Origin of the sequence: Tenacibaculum dicentrarchi, assembly GCF_964036635.1 — a bacterium.
Classification (GTDB): domain Bacteria; phylum Bacteroidota; class Bacteroidia; order Flavobacteriales; family Flavobacteriaceae; genus Polaribacter; species Polaribacter dicentrarchi.
The window spans coordinates 2,296,195-2,319,451 of sequence record NZ_OZ038524.1 but is presented as its reverse complement, the minus strand read 5'-3'; the positions used below and the strand labels follow the sequence as shown (position 1 = coordinate 2,319,451).

The 23,257-nt window shown below is 30.4% G+C and carries 20 protein-coding genes and 2 tRNA genes; 17 read left to right on the top strand and 5 right to left on the bottom strand.

What is annotated here, in order from left to right; genetic code table 11:
• Positions 1 to 83: 83 nt before the first annotated feature.
• A complete protein-coding gene (gene miaB / locus ABNT14_RS10065; RefSeq protein ID WP_101903086.1) occupies positions 84 to 1,538 on the bottom strand; it encodes a tRNA (N6-isopentenyl adenosine(37)-C2)-methylthiotransferase MiaB in 1,455 nt (484 codons plus the stop codon).
• 200 nt (positions 1,539 to 1,738) lie between these two features.
• Here miaB and topA point away from each other — a divergent pair, with 200 nt between their 5' ends.
• The 7 genes from topA to ABNT14_RS10030 all read left to right on the top strand — a co-directional run bounded on the left by topA (position 1,739) and on the right by ABNT14_RS10030 (position 11,254).
• Positions 1,739 to 4,249 carry a type I DNA topoisomerase gene (gene topA, locus ABNT14_RS10060; protein WP_101903389.1) on the top strand — a complete coding sequence of 837 codons (2,511 nt, stop codon included), beginning with the start codon at positions 1,739 to 1,741 and terminating at the stop codon, positions 4,247 to 4,249.
• A gap of 65 nt (positions 4,250 to 4,314) precedes the next feature.
• Positions 4,315 to 5,475 carry a formimidoylglutamase gene (locus ABNT14_RS10055; protein ID WP_101903085.1) on the top strand — a complete coding sequence of 387 codons (1,161 nt, stop codon included), beginning with the start codon at positions 4,315 to 4,317 and terminating at the stop codon, positions 5,473 to 5,475.
• A 98-nt stretch (positions 5,476 to 5,573) separates the two neighbouring features.
• Positions 5,574 to 6,950 carry a gliding motility lipoprotein GldK gene (gene gldK / locus ABNT14_RS10050; protein WP_101903084.1) on the top strand — a complete coding sequence of 459 codons (1,377 nt, stop codon included), beginning with the start codon at positions 5,574 to 5,576 and terminating at the stop codon, positions 6,948 to 6,950.
• Positions 6,951 to 7,000: 50 nt separating this feature from the next.
• On the top strand, positions 7,001 to 7,657 hold the full coding sequence (gldL, locus tag ABNT14_RS10045) for a gliding motility protein GldL (protein ID WP_101903083.1): 657 nt from the start codon (positions 7,001 to 7,003) through the stop codon (positions 7,655 to 7,657).
• A gap of 44 nt (positions 7,658 to 7,701) precedes the next feature.
• Entirely contained in the window at positions 7,702 to 9,240 is a 1,539-nt protein-coding gene (gene gldM, locus ABNT14_RS10040) for a gliding motility protein GldM (protein ID WP_101903082.1), read from the top strand.
• A 19-nt stretch (positions 9,241 to 9,259) separates the two neighbouring features.
• Positions 9,260 to 10,123 (top strand): gliding motility protein GldN, encoded by an 864-nt coding sequence (gene gldN, locus ABNT14_RS10035; protein WP_101903081.1) that lies wholly within the window; start codon positions 9,260 to 9,262, stop codon positions 10,121 to 10,123.
• Between the two features lie 87 nt (positions 10,124 to 10,210).
• Positions 10,211 to 11,254, top strand: a complete 1,044-nt coding sequence (locus ABNT14_RS10030) for an NAD(P)/FAD-dependent oxidoreductase (RefSeq protein ID WP_101903388.1) — start codon at positions 10,211 to 10,213, stop codon at positions 11,252 to 11,254.
• Here the strand turns inward: ABNT14_RS10030 and ABNT14_RS10025 are convergent, their stop codons facing one another.
• Positions 11,255 to 11,647, bottom strand: coding sequence for a DUF983 domain-containing protein (locus ABNT14_RS10025; protein ID WP_101903080.1), 393 nt, complete (start codon positions 11,645 to 11,647; stop codon positions 11,255 to 11,257).
• A 75-nt stretch (positions 11,648 to 11,722) separates the two neighbouring features.
• On the opposite strand from ABNT14_RS10025, the gene ABNT14_RS10020 reads away from it, so the two are divergent.
• Positions 11,723 to 13,639 carry an ABC-F family ATP-binding cassette domain-containing protein gene (locus ABNT14_RS10020; RefSeq protein ID WP_101903079.1) on the top strand — a complete coding sequence of 639 codons (1,917 nt, stop codon included), beginning with the start codon at positions 11,723 to 11,725 and terminating at the stop codon, positions 13,637 to 13,639.
• A 97-nt stretch (positions 13,640 to 13,736) separates the two neighbouring features.
• Here the strand turns inward: ABNT14_RS10020 and ABNT14_RS10015 are convergent, their stop codons facing one another.
• Entirely contained in the window at positions 13,737 to 14,513 is a 777-nt protein-coding gene (locus ABNT14_RS10015) for an NYN domain-containing protein (protein WP_101903078.1), read from the bottom strand.
• 136 nt (positions 14,514 to 14,649) lie between these two features.
• On the opposite strand from ABNT14_RS10015, the gene ABNT14_RS10010 reads away from it, so the two are divergent.
• From ABNT14_RS10010 to ABNT14_RS09990, 5 genes are all read left to right on the top strand, one after another.
• Positions 14,650 to 15,609 (top strand): 1-aminocyclopropane-1-carboxylate deaminase/D-cysteine desulfhydrase, encoded by a 960-nt coding sequence (locus tag ABNT14_RS10010; protein WP_101903077.1) that lies wholly within the window; start codon positions 14,650 to 14,652, stop codon positions 15,607 to 15,609.
• Entirely contained in the window at positions 15,609 to 16,418 is an 810-nt protein-coding gene (locus ABNT14_RS10005) for a glucosaminidase domain-containing protein (RefSeq protein ID WP_101903076.1), read from the top strand. Before ABNT14_RS10010 ends, ABNT14_RS10005 begins: the two co-directional genes overlap by 1 nt.
• A 118-nt stretch (positions 16,419 to 16,536) precedes the next feature.
• Positions 16,537 to 17,058, top strand: coding sequence for a gamma carbonic anhydrase family protein (locus ABNT14_RS10000; protein WP_101903075.1), 522 nt, complete (start codon positions 16,537 to 16,539; stop codon positions 17,056 to 17,058).
• A 61-nt stretch (positions 17,059 to 17,119) separates the two neighbouring features.
• Positions 17,120 to 18,097: an endonuclease/exonuclease/phosphatase family protein gene (locus tag ABNT14_RS09995; protein ID WP_101903074.1), complete on the top strand. Its 978-nt coding sequence runs from the start codon at positions 17,120 to 17,122 to the stop codon at positions 18,095 to 18,097.
• A 259-nt stretch (positions 18,098 to 18,356) separates the two neighbouring features.
• Positions 18,357 to 18,944, top strand: a complete 588-nt coding sequence (locus ABNT14_RS09990) for a CHAP domain-containing protein (protein WP_101903387.1) — start codon at positions 18,357 to 18,359, stop codon at positions 18,942 to 18,944.
• Between the two features lie 60 nt (positions 18,945 to 19,004).
• Here ABNT14_RS09990 and ABNT14_RS09985 read toward each other — a convergent pair.
• Positions 19,005 to 19,077, bottom strand: a tRNA-Phe gene (locus tag ABNT14_RS09985).
• 60 nt (positions 19,078 to 19,137) lie between these two features.
• Positions 19,138 to 19,210 (bottom strand) — tRNA-Phe (locus ABNT14_RS09980).
• A 120-nt stretch (positions 19,211 to 19,330) separates the two neighbouring features.
• On the opposite strand from ABNT14_RS09980, the gene ABNT14_RS09975 reads away from it, so the two are divergent.
• From ABNT14_RS09975 to lptC, 4 genes are read left to right on the top strand one after another with little or no spacing between them, the layout of a single operon-like run.
• A complete protein-coding gene (locus ABNT14_RS09975; protein ID WP_101903073.1) occupies positions 19,331 to 20,062 on the top strand; it encodes a type III pantothenate kinase in 732 nt (243 codons plus the stop codon).
• The gene (locus tag ABNT14_RS09970; RefSeq protein WP_101903072.1) at positions 20,055 to 21,323 is read left to right on the top strand and encodes a hypothetical protein; all 1,269 of its coding nucleotides are present in this window, start codon (positions 20,055 to 20,057) and stop codon (positions 21,321 to 21,323) included. The genes ABNT14_RS09975 and ABNT14_RS09970 overlap by 8 nt, the downstream gene beginning before the upstream one ends.
• Before the next feature lie 21 nt (positions 21,324 to 21,344).
• Entirely contained in the window at positions 21,345 to 22,655 is a 1,311-nt protein-coding gene (locus tag ABNT14_RS09965) for a tetratricopeptide repeat protein (RefSeq protein WP_101903071.1), read from the top strand.
• 9 nt (positions 22,656 to 22,664) lie between these two features.
• Entirely contained in the window at positions 22,665 to 23,231 is a 567-nt protein-coding gene (gene lptC, locus ABNT14_RS09960; RefSeq protein WP_101903070.1) for an LPS export ABC transporter periplasmic protein LptC, read from the top strand.
• The last annotated feature ends 26 nt before the right edge of the window (positions 23,232 to 23,257 follow it).

Sequence of the window (23,257 nt, the reverse complement as noted above, 5' to 3'; positions counted from 1 at the left end):
GAAGGTTTTTTGGTGGTTTGATTATTGGAAGCTTTAAGGTTGATGATTTTTTATCAACCTTAAAACTTTTTAAATATATTTTGTTAATTGTTATCAGAATATCCAATAACAGTTCCTTTTAAGGTTGCAGAAGTGCAATCTTCTATTTTTATCATTACAAATTCACCTAATTTGTAATTTTCTTTAGGAAAAACAGCTACAGTATTTTGTGTATTTCTAGCTTTCCATTCATTCGGGTTTTTCTTAGAAGTACCTTCAATTAAAAACTCTTCAATTTTACCTAAATGTTGTTGTGTTCTATATAAAGCATGTTCTTGTTGTAAATCGATAATTTCTTGTAAACGTCTTTTCTTTACATCAAAAGGAACATCATCGGGCATTTTTTTAGCCGCTAAAGTTCCTGGTCTTTCAGAATAAGCAAACATAAAACCAAAGTCATATTTTACATATCGCATTAAATCTAAGGTGTCTTGATGGTCTTGTTCTGTTTCTCCACAAAAACCAACAATCATATCTTGCGATAAAGACATTTCAGGAACTATTTTGAAGATATTATCAACAAGTTCCATATATTCTTCTCTAGTATGTTGACGGTTCATGGCTTTTAACATATTGTTACTTCCACTTTGTACAGGTAAGTGAAGGTATTTACAAATGTTTTTATGTTTTGCCATAACACGAATCACATCTAAACTCATATCTTGTGGATTAGAGGTTGCAAAACGGAATCTCATTTTAGGAAACTCAGTAGCTGCCATATCTAATAATTGCGCAAAATCTACGGCAGTTGCTTGTGCCATTTCTGAAGATTTCTTAAAATCTTTTTTCAATCCGCCACCGTACCATAAATAACTATCTACGTTCTGCCCAAGTAAAGTAATTTCTTTAAAGTTTTTGTCGTGCATCGATTTTATTTCCTCTAAAACACTTTTAGGGTCTCTACTTCGCTCGCGTCCACGAGTAAACGGAACTACACAAAAAGTACACATGTTATCGCATCCACGAGTTATTGATACAAATGCCGAAACTCCGTTAGAGTTTAAACGTACAGGAGCAACATCACCATAAGTTTCTTCTTTAGAAAGGATTACGTTTATAGCATCTCTACCTGCATCAATTTCATCTAATAAATTAGGTAAATCTCTGTAAGCATCTGGTCCTACAACTAAATCAACTATTTTTTCTTCTTCTAAAAATTTTTCTTTTAAACGTTCTGCCATACATCCTAAAACACCCACTTTCATGGTCGGATTTGTTTTTTTAACAGCATTGTATTTTTGTAAACGTTTACGGATTGTTGTTTCTGCTTTTTCTCTAATAGAACAGGTATTTACTAAAACTAAATCGGCTTCCTCTAAAGTTTGTGTAGTATTAAAACCTTGTTCGGCTAAAATAGCAGCTACAATTTCGCTGTCATTCATGTTCATTTGACAACCGTAACTTTCTATAAATAATTTTTTTGAGTTTTCTTTTTTATGTGTTGTTACAAGTGATTTTCCTTGTACTTTTTCATCGATAACCTTCTCTGTGTGCTCCATATTCATAATAAAAATGATGGCAAAGATACAACCAAAATATAAGTTTTATGACAAATTGGCAGAAATTTATTATTGATTTTTTGCTATTTAGAGAGGAAAAGTTCAACAAAAAGTTTTTTTTAAAAAAAAACATTCTACTTTTGCAAACTCAAAGCATCGTTATAATAATAGGATGCAAAAAGAGATAATTGAACAGAGATATGGCAAAGAATTTAGTTATAGTTGAGTCACCTGCAAAGGCAAAAACGATTGAAAAATTCCTAGGAAAAGATTTTCAAGTAGAATCTAGTTATGGTCATATTGCAGATTTACCTTCGAAGGAATTAGGAATTGATGTTGAAGGTGATTTTAGTCCGAAATATATAATTTCTGATGATAAAAAACCAGTTGTTAAGAAGTTAAAATCTTTGGCTAAAAAAGCAGAAACTGTTTGGTTAGCAAGTGATGAGGATAGAGAAGGGGAAGCAATAGCTTGGCATTTAAAAGAGCAATTAAAATTAAATGACGATAATACAAAACGTATTGTTTTTCATGAAATCACTAAAAATGCTATTTTAAAAGCAGTTGAAAACCCTAGAGATATTGACTATAATATGGTCAATGCACAGCAAGCTCGTAGAGTTTTAGATAGGCTTGTTGGATATGAATTATCACCAGTTTTATGGCGAAAAGTAAAAGGAGGTTTATCGGCAGGTAGAGTACAATCTGTTGCAGTTCGTTTAATTGTAGAAAGAGAACGCAGTATTCTTGATTTTAAATCAGAAACACATTATAAGGTTATTGCTCAGTTTGCAAATACTAACGGAAAAACATTTAAAGCAACGATTCCTAAAAGTTTTTCATCTAAAAAATTAGCTGAAGATTTTTTAAAATCGTGTGCAGATGCTGAATTTTCTATTGCTGATTTAACTAAAAAACCAGCAAAAAAATCGCCAGCAGCACCATTTACAACATCAACTTTACAGCAAGAAGCTTCTCGTAAATTAGGCTTTCCTGTAGGGAAAACAATGCAGGTTGCACAGCGTTTATATGAGGCGGGTTTAATTACTTATATGAGAACCGATAGTGTTAATTTATCTGATGATGCAAGAAATGCAGCTGAAGAAGAAATTAGTAATTATTACGGAAAAGAATATAGTAAACAAAGAGTGTTTAAGTCGAAAGCAAAAGGTGCACAAGAGGCGCATGAGGCAATTCGTCCTACAAACATGAAAACACATAGCATTGATACTGAATACGATCAAACGAGGTTGTACGATTTAATTTGGAAAAGAACTTTAGCTTCTCAAATGAGTGACGCACAATTAGAGCGTACTAATGTGAAAATAGCTAATTCTGAAAATGAAAAAATATTTACTGCAAACGGTGAAATGATTAAGTTTGATGGTTTCTTAAAAGTATATTTAGAAGGAACTGATAACGAAGAAGAAGAGCAAGCAGGTATGTTACCAAATTTAACTACTGGCGAAAACTTAGCTTATAATTTTATTAATGCAACACAACGTTTTACAAGCCCTCCTTACCGTTTTACAGAAGCATCTTTAGTAAAACAATTAGAAGAGTTAGGTATTGGTAGACCATCTACTTACGCTCCAACAATTTCTACTGTACAACGAAGAGGTTATGTAGAGAAAGGAGAAAATGAAGGTGTAGAACGTAATTATGAACAGATGATTCTGTCTAATAAAGTTGTGCAAAGTGAATTATTAACAGAAAAAACAGGCTCAAATAAAAATAAATTAGTTCCTACTGATATAGGAAATATTGTAAATGATTTTTTAGTTGCAAATTTCTCTAATATTTTAGATTTTGGATTTACAGCCAGAGTTGAAAATTCTTTTGATGATATTTCAGAAGGAAATGAAGATTGGATAGAAATGATTAAAGGATTTTATATCGATTTTCATAAAACAGTAGAGCATGTAAAAGAAAACGCCGAAAGAGAAAGCGGAGAGCGCATTTTAGGAAAACATCCTGAATCAGGAAAAACAATTTTAGTTCGTTTAGGGAAGTTTGGACCAATTGCACAAATTGGAGCTCCTGAAGATGAAGAAAAACAATTTGCATCTTTAAATAAAGAACAACATTTAGGTACAATTACACTTGAAGAAGCATTAGAATTATTTTTGCTTCCGAAAAATTTAGGTACCTATGAAGATCAAGAGGTAATTGTTTCTAATGGACGTTTTGGACCTTATATTAAATTTGGAGCAATGTTTGTTTCTTTAGATAAAGGTGAAAATCCGATGGAAGTAGATTTGCCAAGAGCCGAAGAACTAATCGTAGCAAAGCAAAAAGCTGATGCACCAATTTACTTTTATGAAGAATTACCTGTGCAAAAGGGCGTAGGACGTTTTGGTCCATACTTAAAATGGAATTCAATTTTTATTAATGTAAATAAAAAATATGATTTTGATAATCTTACTGATGCCGATATTATTGAATTAATAGAGGTTAAAAAACAGAAGGAAATCGATAAAGTATTACACAATTGGGAAGATGTTGAAATTCGAGTAGAAAAAGCACGTTGGGGACGTTTTAATGTTATAAAAGGGAAAATAAAGGTAGAAATGCCTAAAACGACCGACATTGAAAAGATGACTAAAGAAGAAGCTGTAAAAATTATTGAGTCAAAAACACCTAAAAAGAAAGTTGTAAAAAAGAAGGCAACTAAAAAGGTAGTGAAAAAGAAAGTGGTGAAAAAGAAATAAAACATCGCTCAAAAAAAATAGTTTAGTATATTGCAAGCATCTTAAAAGCCCTAATAATTATAATAATGGATTTTAATTTTTTTATTCCTATAAAAGATACATTAGTAACGAATTTAACTTCGCAATCTATGAAATCTTTAGGCAGAAATATTGAAATACATACAAAGGTAAACGGTTTGCCCGATTTATCAGAAGTAAGTATTGTTGTTATAGGTGTAGAAGATGGTCGAGGAGCTCCTGATAACCAGGGTTGTGGTGATAATTTAGAAGCTATTCGTGAAAAATTATATAAATTATTTCCAGGTAACTGGAAAACTAAAGTAGCTGATTTAGGTAATATAGAACAAGGAAATACTCTTAAAGATACTTATTTTGCAGTGAGTTCTTCTATTGAATATTTGCTTAGTAAAAAAATAATACCTATATTAATAGGCGGTAGCCAAGATTTAACGTACGCAAATTATAGAGGTTATGATTCTTTAGAACAAACAGTTAATTTAGTATCGGTAGATAGTAAATTCGATTTAGGTGCAATGAATGAACGTTTACGTTCTAGTTCTTTTTTAAGTAAAATTATTATGGAACAGCCTAATAATTTGTTTAATTATAGTAATATAGGGTATCAAACTTATTTTAATTCACAAGAAGAAATAGAGTTATTAGATAAATTATATTTTGATGCCTTTAGGTTGGGCGAAGTTAAAGATGTAAGGCTTGTAGAGCCTATAATGAGAGATGCTGATATTATTAGCATAGATATTAGTTCTGTTCGCCAAAGCGAAGCACCAGCAAATAAAAATGCCTCACCTAATGGTTTCTATGGTGAAGAAATTTGTGCTATTGCAAGATATGCAGGAATAAGTGACAAAGTAACCTCTTTTGGTGTCTATGAATATAACAGCCTATTTGATTTGAACAATCAAACTGCAAGTTTAATAGCACAAATGATTTGGTTTTTTATTGAAGGAGTTAATGCTAGAGCTAAAGATTATCCATTTGTATCTAAAGATAATTACCGTAAATTTACGATATTATTAACAGACGATGATCCTATAAACTTTTATAAAAGTGATAAAAGTGGTCGTTGGTGGATGGAAATAAATATGATTTCGAATACTAAACACAAAAGGCATGCGTTAGTACCGTGTAACTATAAAGATTATGAACAAGCATTAAAAGGAAAGATGCCAGACAGATGGTATAAAGCGTTGCAAAAACTTGTTTAAGAATAAGTTATATTTAGATATAAAAAAGTAGAACACGTAATTGTTTTTTAATGAAAAAAATAATAGGTTTACCATCCCCATTATAAGAAAGATATAATATGAAAAAAGTAGTAATATTTGCATTGTTAGTATCTCTAATTTACGCTTGTGGTTCAAGTAGTGATAGAGGAGAGTTAGTAGGAGACAAGTCGAACAGAAAGTGGTTTGCTGAAAAACCGTTTGGAATGGCTAAAATTCCTGGAGGCTCTTTTACAATGGGTAAGCAAGATGAAGACCCTTTAGGGGCTATGAATGCTCCAACAAAAACGGTAACAGTACAGCCATTTTATATGGACGAAACTGAAATAACAAATAGCGAATACAAACAATTTGTTTTTTGGGTACGTGATTCTGTTACTAGAACAAAATTAGCCTATCAGGCTGAATTTGCTTCAGGAGGAGAAAGTGAAGAAGGAGGAAGTAAAAATGCTGAAGGTATTCAATTGTACGCTTTTGCATCAACAGATACGTTGAATGAATCACCATATGCAAAATATATGCGTGAAAATTACTACGAATTAGGTGAAGGGTTAGATTCTTTAAAACCTCTAAATTGGGAAGAAGATCTTGCTTGGGAACAACAGGAATATCCTGATGCTGATTATGTAGAAGTTATGGACTCTTTATACCTTAAAAAAGATGAATCCTTAAATGGAATAAGAACTTTTAATACAAAATTTTTAAAATATAGGTATTATTGGTTTGATAATGAGCAGGCAGCTAAAACAGGTAAAAATAGAAAAGATTTTATGAAAGATGAGGTTGTTGATGTATACCCTGATACCACTGTCTGGATTAAAGATTTTAATTACTCATATAATGATCCAATGCATCAGGAATATTTTGCACACAAGGCATATGAAGATTACCCTGTAGTTGGAGTTACTTGGAACCAAGCAAAAGCTTTTTGTCATTGGAGAACACAAACCAAAAATAATTTCCAACGATCTAAAAAGAAATTAGGATTAGTTCCTTCTTTCAGATTACCTACCGAAGCAGAATGGGAATATGCTGCTCGTGGTGGGTTAAATTTTGGAAAATACCCTTGGGGTGGTCCTAGTACAACAAGTGATAGAGGTTGTTTTTTAGCAAACTTTAAACCTGTACGTGGAGATTACGCTGCTGATGGCGCTTTATATACCGTAGAAGCAGACTCTTATAATGCTAATGAATATGGTTTGTTTAATATGTCAGGTAATGTTTCTGAATGGACAAACACAGCATACAATCAAATGTCTTACTACATGGGGTCAACAATGAATCCAAATGTAGAAATTAAAGAAAACCGAAGAAAAATTATCCGTGGTGGTTCATGGAAAGATGTAGCGTATTTCTTAGAAGTGAGTTCTCGTGATTGGGAATATGCTGATACAGCAAGAAGTTACATAGGCTTTAGAACAGTACAAGATTATTTAGGTACAAACAAAAGCAAGTAAACAAGAATTAATAATAGTAATAAATAATAATCCCCAACAAACAAACAATTATGGCACAGTCAAGAACAAAAAAGAAATTAACCAACATGGCGTATGGTTTAGGAGCATCTGTAGTAATATTAGGAGCTTTATTCAAAATTATGCACTTTAAAATCGGACCATTAACAGGTGGAGTAATGTTAACAGCTGGTTTAGTTGTAGAGGCACTTATTTTTGCAATGTCGGCATTTGAACCAATTGAAGAAGAATTAGACTGGTCAAAAGTATACCCAGAATTAGCAGGAGGACAGTCTTTAGGTAAAAAGACGAAGAATGTTGAAGCTGTACCTGAACAAGCACAAAGTATGTTATCTGAAAAATTAGACACTATTTTAAAAGAAGCAAAGTTAGATGCAAATTTAATTTCAAGTTTAGGAGAGAGTATTAAAGGTTTTCAAGGAGCTGCAGAAGGTTTAACAGCTACTTCAACGACAGTTGCATCAACAAATCAGTATAACGAGCAAATGTCAATGGCTGCTGCTAAATTAGAATCTTTAAACGGATTATATACTACACAAGTTGAAAATGCTGCAAAGCAATCAGAATTAAACTCTTCTTTAGTTGAAAATTCTCAACGTTTACAAGAGCAAATGCAATCATTAGCAACCAATTTATCTTCTTTAAATGGAGTATATGGAGGAATGTTAACAGCAATGTCAACTAAATAATTAATTAGTTTATCTAATTTTATTAACTAAACAAACTAATTAAAATGGCAGGAGGAAAACAGTCACCAAGGCAAAGGATGGTAAACTTAATGTACCTTGTATTCATATCGATGTTAGCGATGAATATGAGTAAAGAAGTTTTATCAGCATTTGGATTAATGAATGAAAAACTTTCGGAATCTAACATTAGATCTACCGAGAAAAATGCAGCAGCATATGCAACTTTAGCTGAAAAAGCGAGTCAACAAGCAAAGCAGTATGGTGAGGCTAAAAAGAAAACAGATGCACTTAAAATAAGCGCTGATAATCTTTTTTCTTACATTGCTGATTTGAAAACTCAAATGACCAGTGAGGTAAAAAAAGAAGACATGAAAAAGTATGAATCTATGGACAAATCAGGGTTCTTAGATCAATACTTTTTTGCTAGTGGAAAAACAACTGCTAAAGGAAAAGAATTTGTAGCAAAAATTAATGATTTTAAGAATAAATCTTTAACAACTTTAGGTGCTTCTGAATTATCAAAAGTAGTTGCTGCTCGTTTTAGTACAAATGATGTTAAAGGACAAGATGGCGTTACTAAAAAATGGTTAAGCTATAATTTTGAAGGATTTCCTTTAATTGCATCATTAACTAAATTAACACAAATTCAGGCAGATATTAAAACTACAGAAGCAGATGCTTTAACAGCTTTATTACAAGGTGAGTTAGAGAGTGCTGTATCTATGAGTAATTATGATGCAATGATTGTTTTTGAAAAAAATGCATATTATCCAGGTGAGAAATTATCAGGAAAAATCGTTTTAGGTAAAAATGATCCGAATTTAACAGCTGAAAAAGTTATTTTAAATGGTAAAGAAATGGCTGCTGATAAAATTCAAGCAGGACAGGTTATTTTAGATGGGCCAGCAGGTTCAGTAGGTGACAAAGAATTAAAAGGAGAATTTCAATTTAAACAAGGAGATTCGATAGTAACTATTCCTATTTTAGGAGGATATTCAGTAATTCCTAAACCAAATGAAGCAGTTGTTTCTGCTGATAAAATGAATGTTGTTTACCGTGGTTTATCAAATCCATTAACGATATCTGTACCAGGAGTATCAGGAAATAAAGTTTCTGCATCAGCACCAGGTTTAAAAAGAATTAAAGGAGATAAATACATAATGAATCCAGGTAAAGGAAGTGAAGTAACTATTAGAGTTTCTGCAACTTTACCAGGAGGAGGAAAAATTAGTACTCCTAAAAAATACAGAATTAAAGATATACCTCCAGCTGTTGGTATGGTAAGAAATCAATATGGAACAGTAAAAATGCCAAAAGCAAGTTTAGCTAGAATTAACGTAGCTGCTGGTTTACCTGATTTCTTATTCGATTTAAAATTAAATGTATCTAGCTTTAAAGTTAAAGTACCAGGACAGGTAACAATCCCTGTAAGTGGTAGAAACTTAAATGCTAGAGCAAAACAGGCACTTGCAAAAGCAAGAAGAAATGATATTATTGTTATTTATGATATTAAAGCTTCTGTTTCTGGGTCTAATTATAAGATTAAGAAAGTATTACCTGTCAGTATTGAGATTACTAATTAATAAGTAAAAATTTTAAAGTATGAATTGGAAGCGTTTTTATATGGTTTTATTTGCCCTTGCAACTACAAGTTATGTAGGTGCTCAGGCTAACCTTTTAAATTCTAAAAAGGTCGAAGAGATTGGATTTAAATCTGAAGCCCAAATTGCTTCAGAGGATGACAAACCACTTCCTTATGGCTATATTAGCGATAGAGATGTATTGTGGTCTAAAGTGGTATGGGAATATGTAGATATAAATCAAAAAATCAATTTACCTTATTATTATCCGGTTGATACTACAAATGCAGGTTTAACAAGACGTTCATTATTTGATACTTTATTAAAAGGTGTTAGTAATGGTGAAATTACAGAAGTATATAGTGATTCTTATTTTACAACAAAAATAGGAATGGAGGAAATTAAATCAATGACCTATAACGAACGTGACGATGGTTACGGAAATATGGATCCTTATTCAGTGCAATCTGCAGATATTAAAGGATACATGTTAAAAGGAATTTGGTATTTTGATAAAAGAGGAGGAGAACTTAAGTATCGTATGTTGGCTTTAGCGCCAATGGGTCCTGATGTTCAGGTTCTTGGAGTAGAAGGGATTGATGATAAAGATAGTGCGTATGAATTGTTTTGGGTATTTTTTCCAGATGCAAGAGAAACATTGCACAATTCTAAGGTGTTTAATCCTATAAATTCTTCAAAACCATTATCGTATGATAACCTACTTAATGCTAGAAGATTTAATTCAACAATAATAAAAGAAGAGAATATTTACGGAGATAGAAATATTAAAGATTATGTTCGAGGAAATTCTTTATTTCAATTATTAGAAGCCGATAGAATTAAAGAAGGTATTCGTAATCGTGAAATGGATATGTGGAATTATTAAATTCATATTTCATAAAAATTAAAAAGAGCTTACATTTGTAAGCTCTTTTTTTTTTGCAATAAATAGTACTATTTTTGTAGTATGGATATTAATGTAGATTATATTATAGTAGGTTTAGGTTTAGCAGGAATTGCTTTTACAGAAAAATTATTAAAGGCAAATAAGTCATTTGTGATTTTTGAAGATAATTCACAAACCTCTTCCTTAGTTGCTGGTGGTGTTTACAATCCTGTTATACTGAAACGCTTTAATGCCGTTTGGAATGGGCATCAACAAATACAAACAGCTTTACCTTTTTACAAGAATATAGAAGAGAAATTAAATATAAAATTAGATTATAAATTTTCTATTAAAAAAGCATTTACTAGTATTGGCGATGAAAATAATTGGTTTTTAGCTTTAGACAAGCCAACATTATTAAATTATATGAACCCTGAAATTAGTAAAGAAAAAGTTGCGGGGCTTCTTGGTGATTTTGGTTTTGGAGAGTTAAAAAATACAGGGCGTATAGATACTGCTTTACTAGTAAAATCATATAGAAATTATATTCGAAATTTAAATAGATTAATAACTGATTCTTTTGATTATTCAGCAATAACTATTTTAGAAGATGTAATTCAATATCAAAATATAACGGCTAAAAAAATAGTTTTTTGTGAAGGTTTTGGAATTACTGAAAATCCATTTTTTAATCACTTACCATTAAACGAAGCAAAAGGAGAAACTATAACAATACACGCCCCCGATTTAAAAATTGATTTTTTATTAAAATCAAGCGCTTTTGTAATGCCTTTAGGAGATGATTATTATAAAGTAGGTGCTACTTTTAATTGGACAGATAAAACCTGTAATCCAACAGAAGAAGCAAAACAAGAATTAGTAGAAAAACTAAAAAAAGTATTTACAGTTCCTTATACTATAACAGGGCATACCGCAGGAATTAGACCCACAGTAAACGACCGAAGACCAATGGTAGGAGTACATCCAAAACACAAAAATTTAGTCGTTTTAAATGGTTTAGGAACACGTGGTGTTATGATTGGACCAACAATTGCTCAAAATTTATTTAATCACCTAGAAAATGGAAGTGAATTAGATGCTGATATTGATATTAAACGATTTGACGAATAATTATTTCTTTGAAATTTTCTTAATATTTTTATCATAAGAAATAAAAATATTTATCCAAATAATTCTAGATAAACGCAAGGTAAATGGCGTAAGAAGTAATGAGACAACTATAATCGCAATAAAACTTTGTAAAATAGTTAAACCGATAAATACTTTTGAAATAATAAAAATAGCTACAAATAAGGCAACTGCTAATCCATAATTTACATACATTGCTCCAAAGAAAAAAGAAGGTTCCATCATGTATTTTAAATCACATTTTGGGCAATTATCGTGTAATTTAGTGATTTTTTTAGGATTAAGTGTCATCTTATATTTGAAGAATTCACCTTCATGACATTGCGGGCATTTCCCTTTAAAAATACTATATAATTTGCTTCCTTTTTTAAACATAATCAATTATAAATTTATATATTTTTGCAAAGATAATTTTTTTATCATTCACCATAAGTAACAATTATTACATATATGTTAAACGTACACAATTTATCGGTTTCTTTTATGGGAACTGATTTGTTTTCAGGAATTACTTTCAAGTTAAATAAAGGGGATAGAATTGGACTCATAGGAAAGAATGGCGCAGGAAAATCAACTTTATTAAAAGTACTTTCTAAAGATATTGAAACTAGTGGAGGAACAATGGCTTTTGATAAAGATATCCGTATGGGTTTTTTACGTCAGGATATTGATTTTGTTGAAGGAAGAACAATTTTAGAAGAAGCATATCAAGCTTTTGAAGAAATTAAAGAAATTGAATTAAAGTTGGATGATATTAACAATCAATTAGCTATTAGAACCGATTATGAAAGTGAAGAATATAGTCAATTAATTCACGATTTAACAGATTTAACCGAACGTTATGAACTTTTAGGAGGATATAATTATCAAGGTGATACCGAGAAAATTTTACAAGGTTTAGGATTTCAACGTGAAGATTTTGATAAGCTAACAAATACCTTTTCTGGAGGATGGAGAATGCGTATTGAACTTGCAAAATTATTACTGCAAGACAATGATATTTTATTGTTGGATGAGCCTACAAACCACTTAGATATTGAATCTATTATTTGGTTAGAGAATTTTTTAAAGTCATATTCAGGGGCAATTGTATTAGTTTCTCACGATAAAATGTTTTTAGATAACGTAACTAACAGAACTATTGAAATATCATTAGGACAAATTTATGATTATAAAAAACCGTATTCTGAATTTTTAGTTTTAAGAGCTGAAATTAAAGAAAAACAGTTACAAGCTCAGAAAAATCAAGAAAAAGAGATTAAGCAAAAACAACATTTAATCAATAAATTTAAGGCAAAAGCAAGTAAGGCTTCAATGGCACAATCGCTAATGAAACAACTTGATAAAGTACAACTTATTGAAGTTGATGGCGATGATAATGCCGCAATGAATGTAAAGTTTGCAATATCAAAAGAACCTGGTAAAATTATTGTTGAAGCTGATAGTTTATGTAAAAGTTATGGAGATAAACATGTTTTACAAGATGTTGATTTATTAATTGAACGTAACAGTAAAATTGCTTTTGTTGGGCAAAACGGACAAGGTAAATCTACTTTAGCAAAAATGATGGTTGGTGAAATTCCGTTTGAAGGAAATCTGAAATTAGGTCATAATGTTGAAATAGGATATTTTGCTCAAAATCAATCTGAAGAATTACCACCAGAAAAAACGGTGTTAGAAATTATGGAAGATGCCGCTTCTGACACTAACAGAATGCGTGTTAGAGATATGTTAGGTTCTTTCTTATTTGGTGGAGATGCTGTTGATAAAAAAGCAAAAGTATTATCAGGAGGCGAGCGTAACCGATTAGCATTATGTAAATTATTATTATCACCATTTAACGTGTTGGTAATGGATGAGCCTACAAATCACTTGGATATAGCCTCTAAAACAGTATTAAAAACTGCTTTAAAAAACTTTGATGGAACATTAATCGTTGTATCTCACGATAGAGATTTTTTACAAGGATTAACATCAACTGTTTACGGATTTAAAGACAAAGAAATTAAAGAATATTTAGGCGATATTGATTATTTCTTAGAACAGCATAAGATGGAAAATCTTAGAGAAGCTGAAAAAAGAACGGTTGTTAAAACTGAAAAACCAACAGCTAAAAAAGAAGCATATCAATTATCTAGAGAGCAAGAAAAAGAGTTGAAAAAACTTAAAAATAAGTTATCTAAAACAGAAAGAGATATTGCTGATTTAGAAGATGAAATTGCTAAAATAGATTTAGAATTAGCAAATAATTATGACGAAGTTTCGGCTCGTCCTAATTTCTTTGAAAAATATAAAGCTAAAAAAGCATCATTAGATACTTTAATGGCTGATTGGGAAAAAATAGAAGAACAAGTTTCTAATTTTTAAACTTAGTTTTTATAAAATAGTATTATAAAAAACTACTTACAACAATCTTAAATGATTTTAGTAAGTAGTTTTTTTATTAAAAATCAGAAAAAAATAATTATTTAATTCGTAATAACGGATGATTTAAACCGCCAACTTCATTTTTAATAACTTCATATTTATCAATATTTTCAAAAAGACGAGTTAGGTTTTTAAAACCATAACTTCTAGGGTCAAAACTTGGGTCAATTTTTCTAATATTTACACCTAATGTAGAAATATATGCATTTTCTTCTTCATTAGTAGAAATGTCAAAAGCTTTATTAATTGTTTTTAAATCTGCTCTTGATAATCTAATTTTTTCAATAATAGTTTTATTTTTTATATTACTATTTTGTTTTATTGATTTTGATTTTACAGTTTCATTTTGATTATTTAATTGATTTTGAATTACTTGTTCATTTTTTAAATTTTCAGTAAATGTGAAAACTTCACACGATTTTACAAAGGATTCGGGTGTTTTTTTCTCACCAATTCCCATCACAAAAAGACCTTCTTCTCTAATTCTTTTTGCAAGTCCAGTGTAATCACTATCGCTAGAAACAATACAAAAACCTTCGGTATTTTTTCCGTGTAAAATATCCATAGCATCAATAATTAAGGAGCCATCTGTAGAATTTTTACCAGTAGTATATGAAAATTTTTGAATCGGGCTGATAGAATGTTGATTGATAATAGCCTTCCAACTATTCATTTGCGGAGTTGTCCAATCGCCATAAATTCTTCGGATAGTTGCTTTTCCGTATTTAGAAACTTCTTCAATAATTTCTTTTAATAATTTTGGTTGTGCATTATCGCCATCTATAAGTACAGCGATATTAAATTTATTTTCCATATTTATTAAGATATTTAGAAATTTGAATTATAATGCTAACAAGTTCGTGTTTTTTTATTGTAAAATCAAGTTTAAAATAGGTATTAATTAATAGATAAATCTAGTATTTTTGCCGAAATAATTTTGCTTTTTTTAGATGAATATAAATGAAAAAAAAATTTTTGAACAAGATTTTATTAGTGAAAATCAACAAGTAATTCATACTATTTTAGAAAAAAAAAATATTGAATTATGTATCAAAAGAGAAGATGAAATTCATCCGTTTGTTTCAGGAAATAAGTTTCGAAAATTAAAATACAATATTATTGAAGCCAAAAATCAACAAAAAAATACGTTATTAACTTTTGGAGGTGCGTTTTCAAATCATATTGTAGCCACTGCCGTAGCAGGAAATTTAGCAGGTTTTAAAACTATTGGAATTATCCGAGGCGATGAATTAGCAAAAAATATTGAAAAAACATTAGCAGGAAATTCAAGTTTACAAAAAGCCCATCAAAATGGAATGGAATTTAAGTTTGTTTCCAGAGAAATTTATCGAAATAAAACATCCGAAGAATTTATACAAGAATTGAAAAATGAATTTGGTAATTTTTATTTAATTCCTGAAGGAGGCACAAATATTTTGGCAATTAAAGGTTGTGAAGAAATCTTAACTGAACAAGATAATAAATTCGATTATATTTGTAGCGCAATAGGTACTGGAGGAACTATTTCAGGATTGATAAATTCAGCTAAAGAACATCAAAAAGTACTTGGTTTTCCTGCTTTAAAAGGTCATTTTTTACAAAAAGAAATAGAAGGATTAATTGCTGATACTAATAAAAACTGGCAGTTAATAACTGACTATCATTTTGGTGGTTACGCAAAATATAATCAAGAATTAATTCGTTTTATAAACGAGTTTAAAACACAAACAAATATTCCGTTAGACCCTATTTATACAGGGAAAATGCTATTTGGAATTTTAGCGATGCTTCAAGAAGATTATTTTGAAAAAAATAGCCGTATTTTAGTAATTCATACAGGAGGTTTACAAGGAATTAATGGGGTTAACAAAAAAATAAAAAATAAAAATCAAGAATTAATTATATTTTAATGAGAATACAGTCTGTTTTTTACATCGTACTAAGTGCCACTTTTTTAATAAGTTGTGGTTCAAATAAAAATATCGTTTCTAAGCCTCGAAAAAAAGTGCTTGTTAAGCAAAAAGTAATTATTGAGCAAGAAGAAGAAGTTGCTCCTGAAGTTTATCAGTTAGAACAGGTAAAAGTTACAAGTAAAACAACTAAAAATCATACCGAAGCTTATATTCAAAAATTTGCACCTATTGCCGTTACAAAAATGCACGAACATAAAATTCCTGCTAGTATTACCTTGGCGCAAGGTGTTTTAGAATCGGGTAGTGGAAGAAGTGCCTTGGCAATTCGTTCGAATAATCACTTCGGAATTAAATGTCATAAAGGTTGGCAAGGAAAAAGTGTAACGCATGATGATGACGAAATAGGAGAGTGTTTTAGAAAATATAAATATCCGCAAACCTCGTATGAAGACCATTCACAATTTTTAATTTCTAGAAGTCGTTATGCAAGTTTATTTAAACTAGGACATACCAATTATAAAGGCTGGGCGTACGGATTAAGAAAAGCAGGCTATGCAACTGATAAACGATATCCACAGAAATTAATTTCGATTATTAATAAATATAATTTAACGAAATACGATAGAATTAAGCCTAAAAAAGAAACAAGTATAGCAAGTACTAAAACGCTGCATCACCAAGTGCAAAAAGGTGATACTTTATATTCTATTGCTAGAAAATATCAAATATCGGTAGGTGATTTGAAAAAAATTAACAGCCTTATTAACAACAGCATTAGTATTGGTGAAAAATTAATAGTCAACTAAAAATAGTGTTTTTTAGTATTTTAAAAAGTCGTTATTCAAGATATTTCTTAGAATAACGACTTTTTATGATTGTTATTTAAGTAAAAAGAGGTAAAATTATATTTTTTAAAATAAGCAGATGAAAGTTATAAAAACGATAAACGGAAAAACACCTCAAATTCCTGCCGATTGTTATGTTGCAGAAAATGCAACAATTGTTGGCGATGTACAAATGGGAAAACAGTGTAGTGTTTGGTTTAATGCCGTAATTAGAGGTGATGTTCATTATATTAAAATGGGCGATAAGGTAAACATTCAAGATGGTGCAATAGTTCATGCAACCTACAAAAAATCACCTACAACTATTGGAAATAATGTGTCGGTAGGACATAATGCAATTGTACACGGTTGTACAATTCACGACAATGTTTTAATAGGTATGGGAAGTATTATTATGGATGATTGTGTCGTGGAATCAAACTCAATTATTGCCGCAGGTGCTGTAGTTACTAAAAATACTCGTGTAGAAAGTGGAAGTATTTATGCTGGTATTCCTGCTAAAAAAGTAAAAGATATTTCGAAAGAATTAATTTCAGGTGAAATTGATAGAATCGCCAATAATTATGTAGAATATTCTAGTTGGTTTAAACACGAAAAGTAAAAAAGTTGATTTGTTTTTAATTGACTTATATAGATTAGTTTAAACGTAATTTTAACACTTTATGAAAAATAAAATCAGCCTTTTAGTAAAGGTAATATCCGTATTAATAGTCGCTTTTTTCTTGTTTTTTTACTGGGCATCATCCCCAACAATTAATAAAGAAGAATATGCTAAATTGATTACATTAGAAAATAATAACAGTCTAAAAAACGATTCAATACATAGTATTATTACTTATAACGTTGGTTATTTAAGCGGAATGACCAATAATTTACCCGTAGCAAAATCAAAAAAATTATTTAACGATAATTTCAATAAAGTTAAAACTGAACTTCAAAAAATAACTCCCGATATTATTGCTTTTCAAGAAATTGATTACAACGCTTCAAGGTCTTACAAAGTAAATCAAGAAGCCGAATTTATGAAATTAGGCTATAAATATGCCGCAAGAGGCGTTAATTGGGATGAAACCTATGTGCCGTTTCCATATTGGCCGCCAAGCATGCACTTTGGGAAAATTGTTTCAGGGCAGTCGATTCTTAGTAAATATGAATTAAAAAATTATGAACGTATCGTTTTAGCCCGTGTTCCTGATAGCCCTTTTTATAGAGATGCCCTGTATTTAGACAGACTTTTACAAGTTGTAAAAGTGCTAATTAACGGCAAAGAAGTTGTTGTTTTAAATATTCATTTAGAAGCCTTCGACACCGAAACTCGTGTTAATCAATTTGAACAGGTTTTAGCTGTTTTTAATTCTTATAAAGACAAATTTCCAACTATTTTATTGGGCGATTTTAATTCAAAAGCAAGAGATAATACAGCGATTATTCAGCAATTAATAACAATGAAAGGAATTGGAAACGCAGCTTTTACGGCAAATAACCCTGCAAATACTTTCGATACCAAAGATTTATATGAGCGTATCGATTATATTTTTTATACCGAAAAAACTATAGAATATATAAGCGGAAAAGTACTAAATAGTTTTGGGCAAGCTTCCGATCATTTACCGATAGAAATGAAATTTAAGTTAAAGTAATTTTTTAAAAATGATTATTAGAAGCAATTTCCCGCTTTCCGCACTCGCTTTTTTTTTGAAGAAAAATCAAAAAAAAGAGCTCAAACAATTGCTACAATCGGGGCTAGGCATTTGTGCTATTTAAGAATATTTCAGCTATTAAAAGCCTGTTTTAACTTTATCTGAAAGAAGAAAACACGTCCTTACGGTGTTTTTACTGTTGATGTATTGTTGGACTAAATTTAGTATGATATTTATCTATTTTAAAAATAAATCTAAAATGGCAAAAATTAACACCCTAATTATAGTAGTTTTAGTAGTGTTTATTAGTGGTTTTTACACGATAAAAATGCCTCGTTCACAACTCGCTCCTGTATTTGGCGATAAAATAGATAGTTTAAACGGCGTTATGGTGTATTACAACGGACATGTAGGAACTATAAAAGGGCGAAATCGAGCTAAAGACGGCTATAATATTGGGTTAAAATATCAATGTGTAGAATTTGTAAAACGGTATTATTATGAATATTTCAAACATAAAATGCCTAATAGTTACGGACACGCAAAAAGTTTTTTCAATACGCGTTTAAAAGATGGTAAATTAAATAAAGACCGAAATTTAATACAATATACCAATGCGAGTAAATGGAAGCCTAAAAAGAACGATTTACTAGTTTATAGCGGTACTATTTTTAATCGGTATGGGCATGTTTCAATTGTTTCAAAAGTAACGGATGGTAAAATTGAAATCATACAGCAAAACCCAGGTGTTTTAGGTAAATCACGAGTAGAATTTGATTTGAAAAAAGAAAATAATACCTGGAAAATTGAAAATAGTCAAATTTTAGGTTGGTTAAGGATGCGTTAGTTTTCAGATAAATGCTTTAAAATAAAAAACCTGAACAAATAAATGTTCAGGTTTTTGCGGTGGTGCCTCCAGGAATCGAACCAGGGACACAAGGATTTTCAGTCCTTTGCTCTACCAACTGAGCTAAGGCACCGTTGTGCTTATATAAAAGTAACAAATAAGTTTAGCAATTTTGCAATTGAAAAAATTATTGTGGTGCCTCCAGGAATCGAACCAGGGACACAAGGATTTTCAGTCCTTTGCTCTACCAACTGAGCTAAGGCACCAGTTTGCTACTTTCGTTTAGCGGGTGCAAATATACAACTCTTTTTTACTTACACAAACTTTTTGATGATATTTTTATTAAAAAAATGTAATGTAACTTTGAAATCTAAAAAAATACAACCATGAATTTGAGTATTGATATTGGAAATACAAGAGGTAAAATAGCTGTTTTTCAGAATGATATAATTGTAGAGGTTATTGTTTTTGATACTTCCGAAATTATAAAAATTATCGAAAAAATAATTTCAAAATATTTTGTTTCAGCAAGTATTATAGCTTCAGTAGCTAGTATTTCAGAAAAAACATCCGAAGAAATAAAAAAGAGATTAAATCCTATTTATTTGACAAATCAAACAAAAGTGCCTTTTAAAAACCTTTATGGAACACCAAAAACTTTAGGAGTAGATAGAATTGCACTCGCAGCTGCCGCCGTGAAAATTTATCCGAAGAAAAATATTTTAGTAATTGATGCCGGAACTTGTATTACTTTTGACTTTATCAATCATAAAAAAGAATATTTAGGAGGCGCAATTTCGCCAGGTATTGCTATGCGATATAAAGCTTTGCATCATTTTACATCAAAATTACCGTTATTAGAAACAAAAGAAGTTGATAATTTTATAGGATTTAACACAAATACTTCTATACATTCGGGAATTGTAAATGGTGTATGCAATGAAATAAATGGCATTATTGAGCAATATCAAAAAAAGTTTAACGATTTAACAGTTGTTTTAACAGGAGGTGACACCTTTTTCTTGGCTAAACAATTAAAAAGTGGCATATTTGCCCATCCAAATTTTGTTTTGGAAGGATTACATACCGTTTTGACATATAATTTAACAAATGATTAAGAAACTTATATCAGTATTACTTGTATTAAGTGCAATAACAACATTTGCACAAAGAAATAGTGCTTCGCCTTATTCTTATTTTGGAATTGGTGAAACTTTTGAAGGAGCAACTGTAGAAAATGTTTCTATGGGAAGAATTGGAGTTGCTTTAAATGATATGCATCATTTAAACTTTGTAAATCCAGCAGCAAATGCATCTTTAAGAGTTGCTACTTATGGCATTGGAGCTAGTTCAAATTTTTTAACACTACAAAAAGAAAATACTTCAAGTTCGGGGAGTTCAACAAGTTTACGATATGTTTCTTTAGGGTTTCCTGTAGGTAAAAAAGCAGGGTTATCGGTAGGTTTACAGCCATTTACATCTGTAGGATATTCATTATTAAATACGGAAAATAAAGATGAAATAACTTCTTTTAAAGGCGAAGGGGGAACAAACAAAATATATGCTAGTTTTGGTACTTATATAATTAAAGGACTTTCTGTTGGAGTTGAAGCAGGTTATGTTTTTGGAAACCTAGAAAATAACGTAATCTATCAAAAAAACGGACTTCCTTTAGCTACAAAATATCAAGATAAAATAGATGTAAGAGGTGGTGTTTTTAAATTTGGAGCACAATATAAAACTCTTTTGAATGATAAAATAAACCTATATACAGGTGCTTCTTTTGTTGTTAAAAGTGATTTATCGACTGATGGAAACAAAAAGATGTCTTCAATTATTTTAAATGTTTCAGGGAAAGAATCAGAAAAAAAGCAGTTTTTTGATAAATCTGTTAACGGAAACGTAACAACTCCTATGAAAAGTATTTTTGGTTTTGGTTTAGGAAAAGAAAATAAGTGGTATGTAGGAGTTAATCAAGAATTTAAAAGTGCTCTAAATACCGATAATAATTTAGCCGCTGATGGTAGCCAATATAAATATGATGATTCAAGTAGGTTGTCAATAGGAGGATATTATATTCCTAAAATCAATTCAATATCAAGCTACTGGAAAAGAGTTACTTATAGGGCTGGTTTGCGTTTTGAAGATACAGGGTTATTAATGCAAACAGGTACTGATTTTACAGAAATAAAAGACTTTGGCATAAATGTTGGATTAGGATTGCCATTGCCAAGACAATTATCGAATGTAAATATTGGCTTAGAGTACGGGCAAAAAGGAACAGTTAGTAATAACTTAATAAAAGAAAAATATTTTAATGTTCGATTAAGTTTATCTTTGAATAGTACTAAGTGGTTTCATAAAAGAAAAATAGATTAACAAAACAAAACGATTAATAGGATGAAGAAAATTACGTATTTGCTAACAGGATTATTTTTGTTTGTGGCAGTAAACGGTGTCAAGGCGCAAGCAAGTCAAGAGTGTAACATGAAGTACAACCTTTTTAAAGGAGACACAAAAACAGGTAAGTATGATGCTGCCAAAATAAGTTTAGAATACTTATTAACAAATTGCCCAAAATTATCTGTTAATATTTATAAATACGGATCTAAAATAGCAAGTAAAACAAAAGATCCTGTCTTAGCTAAAAGAATTTATGAAGCGAGGTTACTAAATTTTCCTGTAAAAGGTGCTGCAAAAGCACATAGTGATTACGCAACTTATTTAGTGAAAAATAAATTAGCTACAGACCAAGAGGTTTTTGTGTATCTGAAAAAAGCATACGATATTTCTCCTAAAGATATGGGAGTAAAAAATATTTTTAGATACTTTAAATCAACAGCAGAAGCAAACAAAGATACAAATCCTCAAAAAGTTTTTGATACTTATGATGATGTAATGGAGTCTGTTAATGAAAAATTAGAAGATTACAATAAAAAAGTATCAAAATTACAATTGAAAGATTCTTTAGGAACTATTGGAGCTAGAGAAAAAAGAAATTTAAAAGCTTTTACAATTAATTCTACTGCTTTAGGACAAGTAGAAGGAGGTTTAGATGCTATGATTTCTAAAATAGCAACTTGTGAACGATTAATCCCTATTTATACTAGAGATTATGAAGAAAATAAAACCGATGGAGTTTGGTTAAAAAGAGCTGTTTCAAGAATGTATAATAAAGGATGTCAAACAGACCCTTTATTTGAAAAGTTAGCAAATTCATATGCTGAAACAACACAATCGGCTGATGCTTACAATTTCTTAGCAGGAGTTTTAGCTAAAAATGGTGATAAAAATGGAGCTACTCAAATGAAAAAGAAAGCTTTTGATTTAGAAACAGACCCATTTAAAAAGGCAAAATATAAATTAAGAGAAGCACAAAGTGCAGGAGGAAATAGAGGAAGAGCTTTAGCGTATGAAGCGTTAAAATATAACCCAAACATGGGGAAAGCATATTTATTTATCGCAAGTTTATATCAAAGAAGTGCCAATTCTTGTGGTGCTGATGAATTTGAAAAAAGAATGGTATATGTAGCTGCTTTAAACAAAGCTTTAAAAGCGAGTAAAGTAGATCCAGGATGTGGTGCTAATAGATATATTGCTAGCTATAGAAAAAATATGCCATCAAAAAAATTAGTATTCCAAAAAGGAGTTGCTTCAGGAGCAACGCATAAAATTGGATGTTGGATTGGTGAAACTGTTCGTATTCCATAATAAATATTGATGAAGCAAAATATCACAAATAAATGTAAAAGCATTGTTGCCATTTTTATGGTAACAATGCTTTTTTCATGCGTAAATTCTAAAAAAGAAGTACGAGATTTTTTAGCCGATAAAAATATGCCCGTAGGAACGGCTAAAAATATGTATCATGTTAAAAAAGATTCAGGGAAAATAACCTCTAAAACAAAAGCGCCTATTTTTCATGATTTTTCTAACCGTAAAGACCATCCTTATATGGAATTCCCAAAAGGAATTAAAATTGTTTCTATTGATAAAACCCAACGTGATTCAACAAGTATTTCGGGGAATTATGCCATAACATATACTAAAACGGCTATTTCTGAAATTAAAGGAAATGTGGTTATTTTAAATTATAAAGAAAATACCAAGTTAGAAACCAATCAGTTATTTTGGGATCAAAAAGAACATTATTTCTTTACCGAAGATGGTTTTAGATTAACAACATTAAATGATACTATCAATGGTTTTGGTTTTGAATCGAAAGAAAACTTAACCAAATGGATTGCCAAAGATATAACAGGAAATTTACAAGCTAACCAAAAATAAAACACAGGCTAAATACAAGCATAGAT

Excerpts from the sequence above, each read along its gene's own strand:
- miaB (WP_101903086.1), bottom strand. The coding sequence starts at position 1,538 with ATGGAGCACACAGAGAAGGTTATCGATGAAAAAGTACAAGGAAAATCA.
- topA (WP_101903389.1), top strand. The coding sequence starts at position 1,739 with ATGGCAAAGAATTTAGTTATAGTTGAGTCACCTGCAAAGGCAAAAACG.
- ABNT14_RS10055 (WP_101903085.1), top strand. The coding sequence starts at position 4,315 with ATGGATTTTAATTTTTTTATTCCTATAAAAGATACATTAGTAACGAAT.
- gldK (WP_101903084.1), top strand. The coding sequence starts at position 5,574 with ATGAAAAAAGTAGTAATATTTGCATTGTTAGTATCTCTAATTTACGCT.
- gldL (WP_101903083.1), top strand. The coding sequence starts at position 7,001 with ATGGCACAGTCAAGAACAAAAAAGAAATTAACCAACATGGCGTATGGT.
- gldM (WP_101903082.1), top strand. The coding sequence starts at position 7,702 with ATGGCAGGAGGAAAACAGTCACCAAGGCAAAGGATGGTAAACTTAATG.
- gldN (WP_101903081.1), top strand. The coding sequence starts at position 9,260 with ATGAATTGGAAGCGTTTTTATATGGTTTTATTTGCCCTTGCAACTACA.
- ABNT14_RS10025 (WP_101903080.1), bottom strand. The coding sequence starts at position 11,647 with ATGTTTAAAAAAGGAAGCAAATTATATAGTATTTTTAAAGGGAAATGC.
- ABNT14_RS10020 (WP_101903079.1), top strand. The coding sequence starts at position 11,723 with ATGTTAAACGTACACAATTTATCGGTTTCTTTTATGGGAACTGATTTG.
- ABNT14_RS10015 (WP_101903078.1), bottom strand. The coding sequence starts at position 14,513 with ATGGAAAATAAATTTAATATCGCTGTACTTATAGATGGCGATAATGCA.
- ABNT14_RS10010 (WP_101903077.1), top strand. The coding sequence starts at position 14,650 with ATGAATATAAATGAAAAAAAAATTTTTGAACAAGATTTTATTAGTGAA.
- ABNT14_RS10005 (WP_101903076.1), top strand. The coding sequence starts at position 15,609 with ATGAGAATACAGTCTGTTTTTTACATCGTACTAAGTGCCACTTTTTTA.
- ABNT14_RS10000 (WP_101903075.1), top strand. The coding sequence starts at position 16,537 with ATGAAAGTTATAAAAACGATAAACGGAAAAACACCTCAAATTCCTGCC.
- ABNT14_RS09995 (WP_101903074.1), top strand. The coding sequence starts at position 17,120 with ATGAAAAATAAAATCAGCCTTTTAGTAAAGGTAATATCCGTATTAATA.
- ABNT14_RS09990 (WP_101903387.1), top strand. The coding sequence starts at position 18,357 with ATGGCAAAAATTAACACCCTAATTATAGTAGTTTTAGTAGTGTTTATT.
- ABNT14_RS09975 (WP_101903073.1), top strand. The coding sequence starts at position 19,331 with ATGAATTTGAGTATTGATATTGGAAATACAAGAGGTAAAATAGCTGTT.
- ABNT14_RS09970 (WP_101903072.1), top strand. The coding sequence starts at position 20,055 with ATGATTAAGAAACTTATATCAGTATTACTTGTATTAAGTGCAATAACA.
- ABNT14_RS09965 (WP_101903071.1), top strand. The coding sequence starts at position 21,345 with ATGAAGAAAATTACGTATTTGCTAACAGGATTATTTTTGTTTGTGGCA.
- lptC (WP_101903070.1), top strand. The coding sequence starts at position 22,665 with ATGAAGCAAAATATCACAAATAAATGTAAAAGCATTGTTGCCATTTTT.